Origin of the sequence: Saccharopolyspora griseoalba (genome assembly GCF_042665275.1) — a bacterium.
Classification (GTDB): Bacteria; Actinomycetota; Actinomycetes; order Mycobacteriales; family Pseudonocardiaceae; genus Saccharopolyspora; species Saccharopolyspora griseoalba.
Genome location: NZ_JBHTCJ010000016.1, coordinates 78,577 through 94,547, shown reverse-complemented (window position 1 = coordinate 94,547; position 15,971 = coordinate 78,577). Strand labels below are relative to the sequence as shown.

The window sequence follows — 15,971 nt, the reverse complement described above, 5'->3', positions numbered from 1 at the left end:
TTACACGTGGTGCTGGTCACGCCTGGGGGTGTGCGGTGTGCACAGTCGGGTTGTCCAAAGTCTGGGCGAGCGGGCATGGCGCGCGAGTGGTCGTTGTCACGAAACTCTGTGTGAAGCTGGGCCGCTTCGCGTGGCCCTGGGTAATCGGCGCGTGCGATCTAAAGGAGCACAGCGAAGTGCAGGAGTTCGACCTTCTGGTTGTGGGCGGCGGCCCCGGTGGCTACGTCGCCGCGATCCGGGCCGCGCAGCGCGGCCTCTCGGTGGCCGTGGTGGAGAAGGAGCGCCCCGGCGGCGTGTGCCTGAACTGGGGCTGCATCCCCACCAAGGCGATGCTGCGTTCGGCCGAGGTTTACGAAACCGTGCTGCACGCAGCCGATTTCGGCATCAACGCGGAGAACGTCTCGGTCGACTACGACGCGATCACCCGCCGCAAGGCCGGGGTCGTCAAGGGCCTGACCGATGGCGTGGCCGGCCTGCTCAAGGCCAACGGCGTGAAGGTCATCGACGGCCACGCCCGCTTCACCGGCCCGACCACCGTGGACGTCTACGCCACCGGTGAGTCCCCGCTGGGCGCCGACGGTCCGCGCTACGCCGCCGATCCCTCCGGCGCGGAGCCGATCGACCGCGTCAAGGCCACCGACGTCATCATCGCCACCGGCTCGGTCCCGGTCCAGCTGCCGCTGCCCGGCGCGGACCTGCCCGGCGTGATCACCTCCGACGGCGCGTTCGGGCTGACCGAGGTCCCCAAGCGCATCGCCATCATCGGCGGCAGCGCGGTCGGCGCCGAGTGGGCGACCCTGTTCAACACCCTGGGCGCCGAGGTCAGCATCATCGAGATGCAGAAGACCCTGGTCCCGGCCGAGGACGCCGAGATCGGCAAGACGCTGGGCCGGACCTTCACCAAGAAGGGCATCAAGGTCCTGACCGAGGCGCAGGTCTCGCGCATCGACCAGGGCTCGGACGGCCTGCAGGTCACCGTCGACGGCGCCAAGCCGCAGACCATCGACGCCGACTACGTGCTGGTCGGCGTGGGCCGCAAGCCCAACACCGCCTCCCTCGACCTGGACGAGGCCGGCGTGGCCACCAGCGAGCGCGGCTTCATCGGCGTCGACGACAAGCTGCGCACCAACGTCGAGCACGTCTACGCCATCGGCGACGTGACCGGCAGGGCGCTGCTGGCGCACGTGGCCTCGCACCAGGGCGTCGTGGCCGCCGAGACCATCGCCGGGCACCACGCCTCGATCGACTACGACGTCATCCCGGCCGCGACCTTCACCCACCCGGAGATCGCCAGCGTCGGTCTCACCGAGGCGCAGGCCACCGAGGCCGGCCACGAGGTCGTCGCGTCGAAGTTCCCGTTCGCGGCGCTGGGCCGCGCGCAGAGCTACGGCGACACCGAGGGCTTCATGAAGATCGTCGCCGGCAAGAAGTACGGCGAGGTCCTGGGCGTGCACATCATCGGGCACTCGGCCAGCGACCTGATCACCGAGGGCGCGCTGGCGATGGCGTTGGAGGCCACGCTCGACGAGCTGGCCGAGACCATCCACGCGCACCCGACCCTGGGCGAAGTCGGCATGGAGGCCGCGATGAGCGCCCTCGGACTGCCGATCCACGTAGCCCCGCCGAAGAAGCGCTAACCAGAAAAGGGGTAAGTGATGGCACAGACTGCCACCCGCAGCAAGCCGTCCACGCGCACCACGACCAAGTCGCGTCGCACTTCGACGCAGGCCAATCGTGGGCCGTTCTCCGGTGAGTCGCCGGAACTGCTGCGCGACTACTTCCAGGAGATGACCCTGATCCGCCGCTTCGAGGAGCGCGCGGCGCAGGGCTACACCCAGGCCAAGATCGGCGGCTACTGCCACCTCAACCTCGGTGAGGAGGCCTCGGTCGTCGGGCTGATGCGCGCGCTGCGCAAGACCGACCTGCTGTTCACCAACTACCGCGAGCACGGCTACGCCATCGCCAAGGGCATCGAGCCCGGCCGCGTGATGGCCGAGCTCTACGGCCGCACCACCGGCACCTCCAAGGGCTGGGGCGGCTCGATGCACATGTTCGACGTGGAGGCCGGGCTGCTCGGCGGCTACGGCATCGTCGGCGGCCAGATCCCGCTGGCCACCGGTGCCGCGCTGGCCATCGACTACCGCGGCGGCGACCAGGTCGTGATGTGCCAGATGGGCGACGGCACCACCAACATCGGTGCGTTCCACGAGGCGCTGAACATCGCGTCGCTGTGGAACCTCCCAGTGGTGTTCGTGGTCATCAACAACCAGCTCGGCATGGGCACCACGGTGGAGATGTCCTCGGCGGAGTCCGAGCTCTACAAGCGCGCCGCCGCCTACAAGATGCACGGCGAACGGGTGGACGGCAACGACGTGCTCGCGGTGCGCGACGCGGCGTCCCGCCTCGTCGAGGAGGCCCGCGGCGACGGCCGTCCGGCGCTGCTGGAGCTGGTCAGCGAGCGGCTCAAGGGCCACTCGGTGGTCGACCCGGCCAAGTACCGCAGCGAGGAGTCGATCGAGAAGGCCAAGCAGGCCGACCCGGTCGCCAACTTCCGGGCCAAGCTGATCGAGGCCGGCGTGCTCGACGAGGACGCCGCGACCGAGATCGAGCGCAAGGCGCAGGCCGAGGCGGACGCCGCGGTGGCCTTCGCCGACGACAGTCCGCACCCGGACCCGGCGACGCTGTTCGACTACACCTACGCCACGCCGGTCGCCAACGACTCGCGAAGGCTGCCCGCCGACCCGGTCTTCTGACGCCACCCGGGTCTTCCCGCAGCCCCGTTGCGGTCTTTGCGACACCCCGCCACAGGTTCGCCGCAGATCGGGTGGTGAGTTCCGACGCCACTCGGGAACTCACCACCCGTTGCGCGGGCCACCCATGCCCTCTTGTCCTGGAGAATCACCCTTGGCAGTCATCACTTATCGCCAAGCGCTGCACGACACGCTCCGCGAGGAAATGCTGCGCGATGAGGACGTGCTCCTCATCGGCGAGGAAATCGGAGTCTTCGAAGGCTCCTACAAGATCACCGCCGGCCTGCTCAAGGAGTTCGGCGAGAAGCGCGTCCGCGACACCCCGATCGCCGAGGAGGGTTTCGTCGGCGCCGCGGTCGGTGCGGCCATGCTCGGCCTGCGCCCGGTCGTGGAGCTGATGACGATCAACTTCTCGCTGATCGCGCTGGACCAGATCGTCAACCACGCCGCGAAGATCTACGGCATGTTCGGCGGCCAGACCAGCGTGCCGATGGTGCTGCGCACCCCGGGCGGCGGCGGTCAGCAGCTGGGCGCCACACACTCGCAGAACATCGAGCTGTACTACGCGTTCGTGCCGGGCCTGAAGGTCGTCGCGCCGAGCACGCCCGCCGACGCCAAGGCGCTGCTGATGGCCTCGCTGCGGGACAACGACCCGGTGCTGTTCCTGGAGAACCTCTCGCTCTACAACACCAAGGGCGAGGTCCCCGACGTCGTCGAGCCCGCCGAGATCGGCAAGGCGAAGGTCACCCGCGAGGGCACCGACGTGACCATCATCGGCTACTCGCGGATGGCCAACGTCGCCAGCCAGGTCGCCGAGCAGCTGCACGCCGACGAGGGCATCAACGCCGAGGTCATCGACCTGCGCAGCCTGCGCCCGCTGGACCGCGACACCCTGGTCGAGTCCGTGCGCAAGACCGGCTGCGCCGTGATCGCCGAGGACGACTGGCTGACCTACGGCATCGGCGCGGAGATCGCCGCGTCGATCTCCGACGGAGCGTTCGACTACCTGGACGCCCCGGTGCGGCGGGTCGCGGCGGCCGAGGTGCCGCTGCCCTACGCCAAGCCGCTGGAGAAGGCCGCGCTGCCGTCCGCCGAATCGCTGACCACCGCGGTGCACCAGACGCTGGACGCCGTCGGTCGACGCCGCTGAGACCCGCGCTCTCCCCGAGGAAGACGATGACTGAGATTCAGATGCCGAGGCTCTCCGACACCATGGAGGAGGGCGTCATCGCGAACTGGCACAAGAACGTCGGCGACCAGGTCAACCGCGGCGACGTGGTGGCCGAGATCGAGACCGACAAGGCCCTCATGGAGCTGGAGGCCTTCGACGACGGGGTGCTGGAGAAGATCCTCGTCGATCCGGGCACCACGGTCCCGATCGGCACGCCGATCGCCGTGCTGGGCGATGGTTCCGGGTCGGCGGCGGAGGCCGCCTCGTCGGCGCCCGCCCCGGCCGCGCCGGCCGAAGCGGAGGCTCCGGCCGCCGAGGAGCCCGCGTCCGCTCCGGCAGCCGCTCCGGCCGAGACCGCCGCTCCGGCCGAGGCCGGTTCGAAGCCGAAGGCCTCGCCGCTGGCCAAGGCCGTCGCGCGGGAGAAGGGCGTGGACCTCAACGCGGTGCAGGGCACCGGTCCCGGCGGGCGGATCATCCGCGCCGACATCGAGGCCGCGGCGTCCGCCCCGGCCGCCCCGGCTGCTCCGTCCGCTCCGGCTCCGTCGGCTGCGGGCTCGGCGCCGGCCGCGGCCAGCGAGGACGTCGAGGAGGTGCCGCTGTCCAACATCCGGAAGGTGACCGCCAAGCGCCTGACGGAGAGCAAGCAGAACGCGCCGCACTTCTACCTGACCAGCGCGATCGACGTCACCGACTTGATGGGCTTCCGGGCCGACCTCAACGAGCGGCTGCAGGCCGCCGGCGGCCCGAAGGTCAGCGTCAACGACCTGATCGTCAAGGCCGTGGCGACCTCGCTGCGCGCCAACCCGTCGGTCAACGTCTCCTTCGCCGGGGACAAGCTGCTGCAGCACAAGCGGATCAACCTCGGCGTGGCGGTGGCCATCGACGGTGGCCTGGTGGTGCCGGTGGTCTCCGACGCCGACCGCAAGAGCGTGTCGGAGATCGCCGCGGAGAGTCGCGAGCTGGCCGGCAAGGCCCGCGACGGGAAGCTGAAGCTGGACGAGATGTCCGGCGGCACCTTCTCCATCTCGAACCTGGGCATGTTCGGCATCGAGCAGTTCAGCGCCGTGATCAACCCGCCGGAGGCGGCGATCCTGGCCGTCGGCGCAGCCCGCGACGAGGTCCAGGTGCGCGACGGCGAGTTCGTGGCCCGCAAGATCCTGCGCGTCACGCTCTCGGCGGACCACCGCGCGGTCGACGGCGCGGTGGGCGCTGCGTTCCTGCAGCAGCTCACCGGTCTGCTGGAGGACCCGATCCGGATCATCGCCTGACCGGTCCCGCCCGGGAAGCCCCAACGTGCCTCGCGCGTTGGGGCTTTCGGCTTTTCACGGCCTGCGAGAACCGCAGCGATCTCGGTCGCAACCGCTGATCGGGTTGCGCACCTGGTCACTCTCCGCAGGTTGCTCGTCTCACCCGGTGATCTAGATCTCGGGTTTCGCCGAACCCGGCGTGCGAATCGCCGCGGATTGGAAAACTCCCGCCCCGGATTTCAGCCGGCGACGCGATTCGCGTCGGGCTACGGCAACTGGGAGGGAACCGGAAAGTGCTGACCAACAGGGGGAATCGCCGCGTCGCGATGGTCGCGGCGCTGGCGGCGGCGGCCACGTCCGCGGGTTGCGGGCAGCTGATGCCGCAGTCGCAGTCGCAGCAACCACCGGCCACGGTGACGGTGACCCAGCCGGCACCCGAGCAGCCCGCCACGAGCGAGCAGACCTCCGCGGGCGAGTCCACCGGCGAGGAGTCGGCAGTGGACGAGAGCGCGCCGACGCGGACCAGGGAACCCGAGGCCGAGGACGGGCTGGCCTGCGCCACCGATGAGCTGCAGATGCGGCTGGAGCCGATGGGGCCGGGCGGCGATCAGTGGACCCAGCTCAAGGTCACCAACGTCGGTGCGCGCCCCTGCCAGATCCACGGCTACGGCGGCCTGCAGTTCCTGGACTACTACGGGAGCCCGCTGCCCACCGAGATCCGCCGCGAGGAGGCCAACCCGCCGGTCCTCACGCTCCAGCGGAGCCAGTCGGCGGCCATGGAACTGACCTGGGACATCTACCAGCAGCCGTGCGCGGAGGTGGAGACGCTGCAGTTCACCCCGCCGTCGAACACCGAGACGCTCTCGGCCCCCTGGTACGGCGCGGTCTGCCGCAACGGGCTCGTCGAGGCCACCGCGTTCCGAATGGTTTACGGCAACGGCGGCAGCTGATCGTCGTCAGCTGGTGAGAGGGAGGAACAATGCCGCAGCCACTGGTGTGGTTGGTCGACGTGCTGAGGCAGGCCGGCCTGAAGGTGATCGAGACGGACGGCTGGCGCGAACGCGCCGCCGCGGGCGACCCGCCGGCGCCGATCGGGGTGCTGCAGCACCACACGGCCACGCCCACGTCGCCGGAGAACCCGGCGCCCACCGTCGGCACGTGCATCAACGGTCGCGCCGACCTGGACGGTCCGCTGTGCCACGCGCTGATCGGGCTGGACGGGGTGGTGCACCTGATCGCCGCCGGGCGCGCGAACCACGCGGGTGAGGCCAAGGCCTCCGGGCCGATGCCAGCCGCGGGCAGCGGGAACGGCATCTACGTCGGGTTCGAGTGGGACTACCAGGGCGTGCAGCAGCACCCCTCCCGCGAGCAGTACGACGCGGCGGTGCGCGCCACCGCCGCGGTGCTGCGGCACCTGAACGTCCCCGCCGAGCACGCGCGCGGGCACAAGGAGACCAGCGTGACCGGGAAGGTCGACCCGGGGCACGTGGACATGAACCAGTTCCGCCAACACGTGGGGGAAGCCATGAACCGGCCGAATCCAAAGCCGCCGCACCAGCAGCCGCCCCACCAGGGGCAGCCGCAGCCGCCCGGTCCTCCGCAGGCGCCGCCACCGCTGCCGCCGATCCCGGACAGCCCGCCGCCGCGCGGTGGACGACCGGGTCCGCCCGATCCCGCCGTGATGCGGGTGGTCTTCCTGGTCGGCGAGCACATGCACGTCTCGGACTTCGTGATGCTGGCCGGTTTCGAGGCCGGGCTGGTCGAGTCGCAGATGTCGAACCTGAACTGGGGCGACAAGAGCTCGCTCGGCGTCTTCCAGCAGCGTCCGGAGTGGTGGGGCAAGCCCGAGCAGCTGATGGACGTCCGCTACGCGGCCAGGAAGTTCTTCGAGCGGGCCGTGGAGGAGGAGAGGAAGGGTCACCCGAGCGCCGGTGCGCTCGCGCAGGCGGTGCAGCAGTCCGGTTTCGGCGGACGCTACGACGAGCGCGAGGCCGAGGCGAAGAAGCTCATCGCCGACACCCAGCGGGCGGTCCTCGGCGCCCCGCACCAGCCGCCGCAGAACGGCCAGCAGCCCCCGCAGGGCCAGCCGCCGCAGAACGGCCAGCCCCCGCAGCACGGGCAACCCCCGCAGCAGGGGCAGCCTCCGCACCAGGGCCGTCCGCCGGCGCCGCAGCCGAACCCGAACCCGCCGCCCCCGGCGCCGGAACCGGTGGTGCCCACCGTGTTCTGCTCGTGGGTGCTGCCCAGTCGCGACGGCGCGCTGTGGGCGTTCGGCAACAGCACCCAGGGCGAGGTCGTCACCGCCTGGCAGGTCGAGGCCGGTGGCGACTGGGTCGGCTGGCTCGGCATCGGGGGCGACCCCGAGGGGCGCCCGGTGGTCGTGCGCGAACCCTCCGGCGCCATGACGGTCTTCGTCCGCGACCACAACGGCGAGGTCATCACCGCAAGCTGCCCGAAGCCGGGCGCCAAGTGGGGCCCGTGGATCGGGCTGCGAGGGGAGATCGTCGCCGACCCGGTCGCGGTGGTGCGCCCCGACGGTGCGATGGCGCTCTACGCCGTCGGCCGGAACGGCAAGCTGCACACCGCCGCCCAGGCCGGTCGCGGCGGGCACTGGACCGACTGGGACGAGCAGGACGGCGACCTGATCGGGCGTCCCGCGGTCGCGCTGGGCGAGGGCGGGAAGGTCTCGATCTTCGCGCGCAACTCGCAGCGCGAGATCGTGATGTCCACCCAGGGCACGGCGGGCGCCGGCTGGTCGGACTGGCAGAGCTCGGGCGGCAGCATGTCCGGCGACCCGGTGGTGACCACGTCGCCCGACGGCGTGGTGGTCCTGCTGGCGATCGGCGACGACGAGCAGCTCTACGTCATGTCGCACGCGGACCGGGGCGGCACCTGGTCGGCGCTGGGCGGCGAGTTCACCGGAACCCCGGCGGTCGCGCTCAACCAGCACGGGCGCGTCCAGGTCTTCGCCCGCGGGACCAACGGCGCGATGCACACCGCCGAGCAGCAGACCGACGTCGGCGGCTGGTCCGGCTGGACCTCCCTCGGCGGCGAGCTCGAAGGCGACCCGGTCGCGATCAGCCGCCCGGACGGCACCTGCACCCTGTTTGCCGTCGCGCGCGGCGGCGAGATGCACACGACCACCCAGCAGGGACCGGACACCAGCTGGGAGCCGTGGAAGGAACTCCTGGACTCGCTGAAGGCGTAGGAACGGGTTCGTGGTCGCCTCTCGCAGGTGTCGGTAGCAGGTCCTGAGCGGCTTCGTGGACTGCGGGTGCCCTCCTCGATCAGCCGCCCACGCGGCGCCGGGGCCGTCCTCGCCACGAAGCCGCTCAAGTCCCGCACCTGGAGCAGCGGCTTCGCTGCGCCTGGAGGAGGTGCTGCGCTGCGCGCTTGGAGCACGTGCGTGCGCAGCACCTCCGAGCGCCGCTCACAGCAGGCGCCAGGCCTCGGTGAGCACGGAGCGCAGCACCTGCTCGATCTCGTCGAAGTGCTCCTGGCCGGAGATCAGCGGCGGGGATAGCTGGATTACGGGTTCGGCGCGGTCGTCGGCGCGGCAGAACAACCCCGCCTCGAACAGCGCGGGGGAGACGTGGCCGCGCAGCACTCGTTCGGCGTCGGCCGGGGTGAACGTCTCCTTGGTCGCCTTGTCCTTGACCAGCTCGATGCCGTAGAAGTACCCGGCCCCGCGCACGTCGCCGACGATCGGGAGGTCGCGCAGCTTCTCCAGGGTGGTGCGGAAGTTCGCCTCGTTGGCCCGGACGTGCCCGTAGAGGTCCTCCGCGTCGATCACCTCCAGGTTGGCCAGCGCCACAGCGCAGGACACCGGGTGCCCGCCGTAGGTCGAGCCGTTGGTGAAGGTGCTGCCGCGGGTGAACGGCTCCATCAGCCGCTCGTCGGCGATCATCGCGCCCATCGGGGCGTAGCCCGACGTCAGTCCCTTGGCGACGGTGATGATGTCCGGCCGGTAGTCGTAGCGGTGGGCGCCGAACTCGTGGCCCAGCCGCCCGAACGCGCAGATCACCTCGTCGGAGACCAGCAGCACGTCGTGCGCGTCGCAGATCTCGCGCACCCGCTGCCAGTAGCCGGGCGGCGGTGGGAAGCAGCCCCCGGTGTTCTGCAGCGGTTCCAGGAACACCGCCGCGACGGTGTCCGGCCCTTCGCGCTCGATCGCGCGCCCGATCTCCTCGGCGGCCCACTCGCCGAACCGCTCGTAGTCGTCGGCGTGCACCGGGGCCCGGTAGAAGTTGGTGTTGGGCACCTTGATCGAGCTGGGCACGAGCGGTTCGAAGTCCTGCTTGATCCCGGGGATCCCGGTGAGCGACAGGGCGCCCTGGGAAGTCCCGTGGTAGGCCAGCGAGCGGCTGATCACCTTGTGCTTGCCGGGGGGCTTGCCGGTCTTCTTGAAGTACTGCTTGGCCAGCTTCCAGGCGGTCTCGACCGCTTCGCCGCCGCTGACGGTGAAGAACACGCGGTCGAGGTCGCCCGGGGTCCGGGAGGTGATCCGCTCGGCCAGCTCGACCGCGCCTTCGTGGGCGTAGGACCACAGCGGGAAGTAGCCGAGCTTGCGGGTCTGGCGGGCGGCGGCTTCGGCGAGCTCCTCCCGGCCGTGGCCGACCTGGACGGCGAAGAGCCCGGCGAGGCCGTCGAAGTAGCGCTTGCCGCGCTCGTCGTAGACGTAGGGGCCCTCGCCGCGCACGATCACCGGCACCTCGGCCGAGGTGAAGCCGCTGTGGTCGGTGAAGTGCAACCACAGGTGGTCGCGGGCGCGGTCGCCCAGTGAGCGGGTGGATGCGGTCATGATCAACCTCGTCGTTCGGTCGCAGCGATGCTCTGATGCGAAATTAGTCGTTAGTGCGTGTTCTGGCAACTGAATCAGTTGCCGATGATCGTCCACTGGTTCGGATGCCGTCGCAGATGTGCTGCGTAGTAGACGGCGGCCAGCGCCAGAACAACCGCGGTCACCGCGAGGTCGACCGGGGTCTGGTTCACCAGGGCGAGCGCGATCGCCGCGATGGTGAGGACCGCGGGCACCGGCCACAGCGGCATCCTCCAGCCGGACTCCGCGGAGAGAGCACGCGCGCGCAGCGCCGCGACGGCCACCGCCAGGTACAGCCCGGCGACGATCACCCCGGTCACGCCGACCAGGGTCTCGCTGCTGACCAGTCCGGCCAGCGCCGCGGCGGGCAGTCCGGCCACCAGCGTCGCCGCCCAGGGCGACTTCCAGCGCGGGTGCAGCTTGGTCATCGCTCGGTTGACCGGGGCCGGCCAGGCCTGGTCGCGAGCCGAGGAGTAGAGCACGCGGGCGTTCTGCAGCACCATGACGATGACCGCGTTGATGATCGCGGCGGCCACGCTGAGCCCGACGAACGTGGACAGCGCGGGACCGCCCCAGGAGCGCACGATCGCCACGAAGTCGGCGCCGGCGAGCTCGGCGTCGCTCCCGGTGCCGAGCACCACGGCCACCGTGGGCACGCCGATGATCAGCACCGAGGCCAGCAGCGACCACATCACCGTGCGCACCACGCTGCGCTCCGGCCGCTTGAGCTCCTCGGAGAGGTAGACCGCGCTGCTGAAGCCCTGGAAGGTGAACATCCCGACGGCCAGCCCGGTGAGCAGCACGCCCCAGGTGAACGGCGCGTGCGCGCCAGCGGTGTCCGGGATCGTCGGGCTGATCAGGGAGCTCACCGGCCGCTGCGCGTGGGCGAAGCCGAATCCCGCCACGAGCGCGGCGGCCACCACCTCGATCGCCAGGAAGGTTCCCGTCACCAGCGCGTTGGACCGCACGTCGAGCAGCGCGATCAGCGTCGCCAGCACCATGACCCCCGCTCCGGTGGCGGCGACCGGCAGCTCGACCACCGAGGCCAGGTAGTCGGCGGTGCCCAGGGCGATCACCGGGGGCACCACGAAGATCATGCCGAGGCTGAGGACGAAGGTCAGCCAGCCCGCGCCGCGGCCCAGCACCCGCGACACGATGGAGTACTCGCCACCCGCGACGGGGAAGCGGGTGCCGAGCTCGCCGTAGCACAGCGCGACGCCGACCGAGATCACGGCGGCCAGCACCAGCGTGATCACCACGCCGGTGCCCTGGGACTGCACGAGTTCGGGGACGAGGATGAACAGCGACGACCCCGGCGTGATGCAGGAGAGGGTCAGCAGCACGCCGCCGAAGACGGTGAGCACGCGGGGGAGTCTTTCGGGTCTGGAGCTGGTGTCGGAAGCCGCGGTGGCCTCGTTGATCCCTGTCATGGGCGACCTCATCTGGGTGAGGGGATGGGGACGGGCGCCGGCACGTGGCTTCACATTGAAAGGTCCGCGGCGGGTCGAGTCAAGGGCTAGGGGTGCGGAAAGCGTTCCGAAAATCGGATCTGGTCAACGGAATAGCTCGCTAATACGCTCACGTGCCACTGAATCAGTTGAACAGCGATCGGAGGTTCCCCGTGGCCCGACAGGTTCTCCGCAACTTCGTCGACGGCGCCCAGGTCGACGCCGTCGACGGTGCGACCCTCGACGTCGTCGACCCGGCGACCGGTGAGGTCTGCGCGACCCAGGCCCTGTCCCGCGAGTCCGATGTGGACAACGCGATGCGCGCCGCCGAGAAGGCCTTCGGCGACTGGCGGCGCAGCACCCCGGCGCAGCGCCAGCTCGCCCTGCTGCGCATCGCCGACGACGTCGAGGCCCGCGCGGACGAGATCGTGCGGGTGGAGAGCGAGAACACCGGCAAGCCCATCGAGCTCACCCGCGGCGAGGAGATGACCATGGTGCTCGACCACCTCCGGTTCTTCGCCGGGGCCGCCCGGGTCCTGGAGGGGCGCGCGGCCGCCGAGTACACCGCCGGGCACACCTCGATGATCCGCCGCGAGCCGATCGGCGTCTGCGCCCAGGTCACGCCGTGGAACTACCCGCTGCTGATGGCGATCTGGAAGATCGCCCCGGCGCTGGCCGCGGGCAACACCGTGGTGCTCAAGCCCTCCGAGACCACTCCGGCCAGCACCTTGCTGCTGGCCGAGCTGGCCGCCGAGCACCTGCCCGCCGGGGTGCTCAACGTCGTCACCGGCGACCGGGACACCGGACGCGCGCTGGTGGAGCACCCGGTGCCGCAGATGACCTCGATCACCGGTTCGGTGCGCGCCGGCGCGGAGGTCGCGGGCTCGGCGGCCCGCGACCTCAAGCGCGTGCACCTGGAGCTGGGCGGCAAGGCCCCGGTGATCGTCTTCGACGACGCCGACGTGGCGGGCGCGGCCGAGGGCATCGCCACCGCCGGGTTCTTCAACGCGGGGCAGGACTGCACCGCCGCGACGCGGGTGCTGGTGCAGGAGTCGCTGCACGACGACTTCGCGGCCGCCCTGGCCGAGCAGGCGGCGGCCACCCGCACCGGTCCGCCGTCGGACCCGGACGTGCTCTACGGGCCGCTCAACAGCGCCGATCAGCTGGCCAAGGTGGCCGGGTTCGTCGATCGGCTAGCCGAGCACGCCACCGTCCACTGCGGAGGGACCCGGGTCGGCGAGCGCGGCTACTTCTTCGCGCCCACGGTCATCTCTGGGCTGCGGCAGGACGACGAGATCGTGCAGCAGGAGGTCTTCGGGCCGGTGCTCACCGTGCAGCCCTTCCGGGACGAGGCCGATGCGCTCGCCAAGGCCAACGACGTGCGCTACGGCCTGGCCTCCTCGGTGTGGACCGCCGACCACGGCCGCGCGATGCGCGCCGCCGCGGAGCTGGACTTCGGGACCGTCTGGGTGAACACCCACATCCCGCTGGTCGCCGAGATGCCGCACGGCGGGTTCAAGCAGTCCGGCTACGGCAAGGACCTGTCCATGTACGGCTTGGAGGACTACACCCGCGTGAAGCACGTGATGTCCAGTTTGGACTAGGCGCTCGTTCGGGAGCTGCTCTGCCCGGCGGTGCGGGCTCTGGTCCCGCACCCGGAGCAGCGCTCCCGAACGGGGCTCCGGGAGCCGTCCGGCTCAGCGGGTGCCCCAGGCGTAGGTCTGCTTGCGCAGCTTGAGGTAGACGAAGCTCTCGGTTCCGGTGACGGCGTCGAGGCTGCGGATGCGCTGGTTGATGATCTCCAGCAGGTGGTCGTCGTCGCGGCAGACCACCTCGACGAGCAGGTCGAAGGAGCCGGCGGTGATCACCACGTACTCGATCTCGGGCTGCTCGGCGAGCCGGTCGGCGACCTCCTGGGCGTCGCCCGCGACGTTCACGCCGATCATGGCCTGGCGCTGGAAGCCCACCTGCATCGGGTCGGTGACCGCGACGATCTGCACCATGCCGGAGTCCAGCAGCCGCTGAACCCGTTGCCGCACGGCGGCTTCCGAGAGCCCGACCGCCTTGCCGATCGCGGCGTAGGACCGGCGGCCGTCCTCTTGGAGCTGTTCGATGATGCGCTTGGAAACCTCGTCCAGCGCGGCGGGATCCGGTTCTGCGGGCTTGCGTGTCACGGCAACATCGTTGTCGTAGGTGAGGGCGGGTGCAAGCACCGCCCCCACCTACGTGTCAGCGGACCGCGGCGGTGAGCTTCGGGGTGAGGTTGTCCAGGGTGTAGGGGATGCTGGACAGCGTCGCCGACCCCAGGGCCATGGTCAGGTCGTAGTCGTCGAGCAGCACCAGCGAGCCGCGCTTGGCGGCCGGGAGGTTGTTCAGCAGCGGGTCGTGGCGCACCGCGTCGACGTCGCTGGGCTTGGCGGTGGTGACGATGACCACGTCGGCGTCGAGCAGGCCGACCTGCTCCTTGCTGATCTTGACGTTGAACTTGCCGCCCGCGTCGAGCTTCTCGACGGCCGGCGACAGCTTCAGGCCCAGCTGTTCGAGCAGCGCGGTGCGCGCGTCGGGCTTGGTGTAGGCCGCGTAGGTCCCCTTCGAGTCGGTGCGCACGGTGACGTGCGTCTTGCCCTGCAGCTTCGGGTTGGCCTGCCGGGTCTGGTCGATGCGCGCCCGGGTCCGCGCGATGAGCTCGGCGGCCTCGGCGTGCTTGCCCACGGCCCGGCCGATGGTCTCGGCCTGCTCGCGCCAGTCGACGCCGTAGTCGATGGAGTTCGGCGGCTGGGCGACGACCGGGTTGAACGCCGACAGCCGGTTGTACTGCTCCTGGGTCAGCGCGCTCTGCAGCGCGATCATCACGTCCGGCCGCAGCGCGATGACGCTCTCCACGTCGACCTCGCTGCCCAGCACCTTCGGCCGCTGACCGCCCAGCATCGGCTCCACCCACGGGCCGACGCCGCTGTCCCAGGGGCCCCAGGCGGTCAGGCCCGCCGGGACGACTCCCAGCGGCAGCAGCACGTCGTGGTCGGTGATGCCCAGGCTCACCACGCTCTTCGGCGCGGCCTCGATCTCGGCGGCGCCGAAGCGGTTGGGGATCTCGACCGGGAAACCGGGACCGGACTGGGCGTTGCCCGCGCTGCCGGAACCGCCGCCGGTGCCGCAGGCGGCCAGGCCCGCCGCGATCAGGCCGGTCGCGCCCGCCAGGAAACCCCGGCGGCCGATCACGTTGTGCGTAGGAGTCATCAGCGAGTCCTTCTGGGTCCGGTTCGGGCGCGCCGCCCGCAAATTGCGAAGCAAGGCTAACCTAAGAAGCCGGAAGTGGGGAGTCGCCTTCCGGTGAATCCGATCACCGCGGCGCGTATCGTCGGTGCTGGGCGCGCGGAGCGTCCGCCCGTGCGCGCAGCGCGACCGCTGGAGGCGCCATGTCCGACGACGACGTGTTCGGCCGCCGCTGGGTCCTCGCCGAGGACGACCTGCTGCGCCTGCTCTGGCGCAGCTACGCGGGGGAGAATCCCGACGTGCTGCTGCTGGAGCTCCACGCCCAGCGGCGCGAGGACCGCCGAGACGGCCGGGAAGCCGCCCGGGTCCCCCGCCCGGCCCGCCACCTCAACCGGCACCGGGTGGTGCGCTAGGGGCTGCTCGGGGGCTTTGCTCGGCGAACCCGCGGCTTCGCGGCCGTCCTCGCCGCGAAGCCGATCGAACGACTCCGAGCCGCACACCGGTGATCGTCTCCGGCTACCGTGGAGCCGATGAGGTCGTTCACCGGCGGTGCCCGCTTGCTCGGCACCGGTTTCGCCGTCCTGCTGCGCAGTCCGAAGCACCTGCTGCTGGGGGCCGTCCCGGCCCTGCTCAGCGCGGTGCTGCTGCTGGGCGGCCTGGGCGCGCTGATCTACTTCAGCCCGGACCTGGTCTCCTGGCTGACGCCGTTCGCCGACGGCTGGGCCGAGTTCGCCCGCCAGGTCCTGCGGGTGCTGCTGGGCATCGCGCTGGTCGGGGCGGCCGGCCTGCTGGGCGCGCTGTCGTTCATCGCGCTCACCCTGCTCATCGGCGGGCCGTTCTACGAGGCCATCGCCGAGCACGCCGAGCGGCAGATGGGCCTGGACACCTCCGGCGACGGCGCGGGATCCACCCGGCAGCTGGCCCGCGGCGTGCGGGACTCTCTCAAGCTGGTCGCGGTCGCGCTGCCGGGGGCGGTCGTGCTCTTCGTGATCGGCCTGATCCCGGTGGCCGGGCAGGTCGCCGCGGTGGTGCTGGGCGCGCTGTTCGGCGCGTGGGTGATCAGCCTGGAGATGGTCGGACTCGTGTTCGGCAGGCGCGGGCTGCCCTTCGGCGAGCGCCACCGCAGGCTTCGCGAGCACCGGGCCATGGTGCTGGGCTTCGGCCTGCCCGCCTACCTGCTGTGCCTGGTCCCGGTGCTGCAGCTGGTGGTGATCCCGGCCGCGGTGGTCGGCGGGACGGTGCTGGCGCACCGCGTGCTCGACTCCGGCCGCGATGTCGTCGATTCGCGGTATTCCGGCCAGTAGTTCGTCGGCCTAGAGTCGG

The 15,971-nt window shown here is 71.0% G+C and carries 13 protein-coding genes; 9 read left to right on the top strand and 4 right to left on the bottom strand.

The genetic code is table 11. The annotated features are described in order from the left end of the window. Positions 1-176: 176 nt before the first annotated feature. The 6 genes from lpdA to ACFQRI_RS23930 all read left to right on the top strand — a co-directional run bounded on the left by lpdA (position 177) and on the right by ACFQRI_RS23930 (position 8,376). Positions 177-1,637, top strand: a complete 1,461-nt coding sequence (gene lpdA / locus ACFQRI_RS23955; RefSeq protein ID WP_380672280.1) for a dihydrolipoyl dehydrogenase — start codon at positions 177-179, stop codon at positions 1,635-1,637. Between the two features lie 18 nt (positions 1,638-1,655). Further along, entirely contained in the window at positions 1,656-2,753 is a 1,098-nt protein-coding gene (gene pdhA / locus ACFQRI_RS23950) for a pyruvate dehydrogenase (acetyl-transferring) E1 component subunit alpha (protein ID WP_380672278.1), read from the top strand. A 151-nt stretch (positions 2,754-2,904) separates the two neighbouring features. Beyond that, the gene (locus tag ACFQRI_RS23945; RefSeq protein WP_380672276.1) at positions 2,905-3,900 is read left to right on the top strand and encodes an alpha-ketoacid dehydrogenase subunit beta; all 996 of its coding nucleotides are present in this window, start codon (positions 2,905-2,907) and stop codon (positions 3,898-3,900) included. 26 nt (positions 3,901-3,926) lie between these two features. After that, the gene (locus ACFQRI_RS23940; RefSeq protein WP_380672274.1) at positions 3,927-5,189 is read left to right on the top strand and encodes a pyruvate dehydrogenase complex dihydrolipoamide acetyltransferase; all 1,263 of its coding nucleotides are present in this window, start codon (positions 3,927-3,929) and stop codon (positions 5,187-5,189) included. Between the two features lie 272 nt (positions 5,190-5,461). Next, positions 5,462-6,118 carry a DUF4232 domain-containing protein gene (locus ACFQRI_RS23935; RefSeq protein WP_380672272.1) on the top strand — a complete coding sequence of 219 codons (657 nt, stop codon included), beginning with the start codon at positions 5,462-5,464 and terminating at the stop codon, positions 6,116-6,118. Positions 6,119-6,147: 29 nt separating this feature from the next. Then, positions 6,148-8,376, top strand: a complete 2,229-nt coding sequence (locus tag ACFQRI_RS23930; protein WP_380672270.1) for a DUF8189 domain-containing protein — start codon at positions 6,148-6,150, stop codon at positions 8,374-8,376. Positions 8,377-8,598: 222 nt separating this feature from the next. Here the strand turns inward: ACFQRI_RS23930 and ACFQRI_RS23925 are convergent, their stop codons facing one another. Together ACFQRI_RS23925 and ACFQRI_RS23920 are read right to left on the bottom strand one after the other, a co-directional pair. After that, positions 8,599-9,969 carry an aspartate aminotransferase family protein gene (locus ACFQRI_RS23925; RefSeq protein WP_380672268.1) on the bottom strand — a complete coding sequence of 457 codons (1,371 nt, stop codon included), beginning with the start codon at positions 9,967-9,969 and terminating at the stop codon, positions 8,599-8,601. A 74-nt stretch (positions 9,970-10,043) separates the two neighbouring features. After that, entirely contained in the window at positions 10,044-11,417 is a 1,374-nt protein-coding gene (locus ACFQRI_RS23920) for an APC family permease (RefSeq protein ID WP_380672266.1), read from the bottom strand. A gap of 191 nt (positions 11,418-11,608) precedes the next feature. Between ACFQRI_RS23920 and ACFQRI_RS23915 the strand changes: the two genes are divergently transcribed. Then, entirely contained in the window at positions 11,609-13,039 is a 1,431-nt protein-coding gene (locus ACFQRI_RS23915; RefSeq protein WP_380672264.1) for a gamma-aminobutyraldehyde dehydrogenase, read from the top strand. Between the two features lie 93 nt (positions 13,040-13,132). Here the strand turns inward: ACFQRI_RS23915 and ACFQRI_RS23910 are convergent, their stop codons facing one another. Both ACFQRI_RS23910 and ACFQRI_RS23905 read right to left on the bottom strand, forming a co-directional pair. Next, on the bottom strand, positions 13,133-13,609 hold the full coding sequence (locus ACFQRI_RS23910; protein ID WP_465269734.1) for an Lrp/AsnC family transcriptional regulator: 477 nt from the start codon (positions 13,607-13,609) through the stop codon (positions 13,133-13,135). Between the two features lie 55 nt (positions 13,610-13,664). Then, complete coding sequence (locus ACFQRI_RS23905) at positions 13,665-14,672, bottom strand: iron-siderophore ABC transporter substrate-binding protein (RefSeq protein WP_380672262.1); 1,008 nt, start codon at positions 14,670-14,672, stop codon at positions 13,665-13,667. Between the two features lie 179 nt (positions 14,673-14,851). Between ACFQRI_RS23905 and ACFQRI_RS23900 the strand changes: the two genes are divergently transcribed. Both ACFQRI_RS23900 and ACFQRI_RS23895 read left to right on the top strand, forming a co-directional pair. Next, on the top strand, positions 14,852-15,061 hold the full coding sequence (locus ACFQRI_RS23900) for a hypothetical protein (protein ID WP_380672260.1): 210 nt from the start codon (positions 14,852-14,854) through the stop codon (positions 15,059-15,061). A gap of 117 nt (positions 15,062-15,178) precedes the next feature. Continuing rightward, positions 15,179-15,952, top strand: a complete 774-nt coding sequence (locus ACFQRI_RS23895; protein WP_380672258.1) for an EI24 domain-containing protein — start codon at positions 15,179-15,181, stop codon at positions 15,950-15,952. Positions 15,953-15,971 lie beyond the last annotated feature (19 nt).

Excerpts from the sequence above, each read along its gene's own strand:
- pdhA (WP_380672278.1), top strand. The coding sequence starts at position 1,656 with ATGGCACAGACTGCCACCCGCAGCAAGCCGTCCACGCGCACCACGACC.
- ACFQRI_RS23925 (WP_380672268.1), bottom strand. The coding sequence starts at position 9,969 with ATGACCGCATCCACCCGCTCACTGGGCGACCGCGCCCGCGACCACCTG.
- ACFQRI_RS23940 (WP_380672274.1), top strand. The coding sequence starts at position 3,927 with ATGACTGAGATTCAGATGCCGAGGCTCTCCGACACCATGGAGGAGGGC.
- ACFQRI_RS23905 (WP_380672262.1), bottom strand. The coding sequence starts at position 14,672 with ATGACTCCTACGCACAACGTGATCGGCCGCCGGGGTTTCCTGGCGGGC.
- ACFQRI_RS23900 (WP_380672260.1), top strand. The coding sequence starts at position 14,852 with ATGTCCGACGACGACGTGTTCGGCCGCCGCTGGGTCCTCGCCGAGGAC.
- ACFQRI_RS23895 (WP_380672258.1), top strand. The coding sequence starts at position 15,179 with ATGAGGTCGTTCACCGGCGGTGCCCGCTTGCTCGGCACCGGTTTCGCC.
- ACFQRI_RS23920 (WP_380672266.1), bottom strand. The coding sequence starts at position 11,417 with ATGACAGGGATCAACGAGGCCACCGCGGCTTCCGACACCAGCTCCAGA.
- ACFQRI_RS23930 (WP_380672270.1), top strand. The coding sequence starts at position 6,148 with ATGCCGCAGCCACTGGTGTGGTTGGTCGACGTGCTGAGGCAGGCCGGC.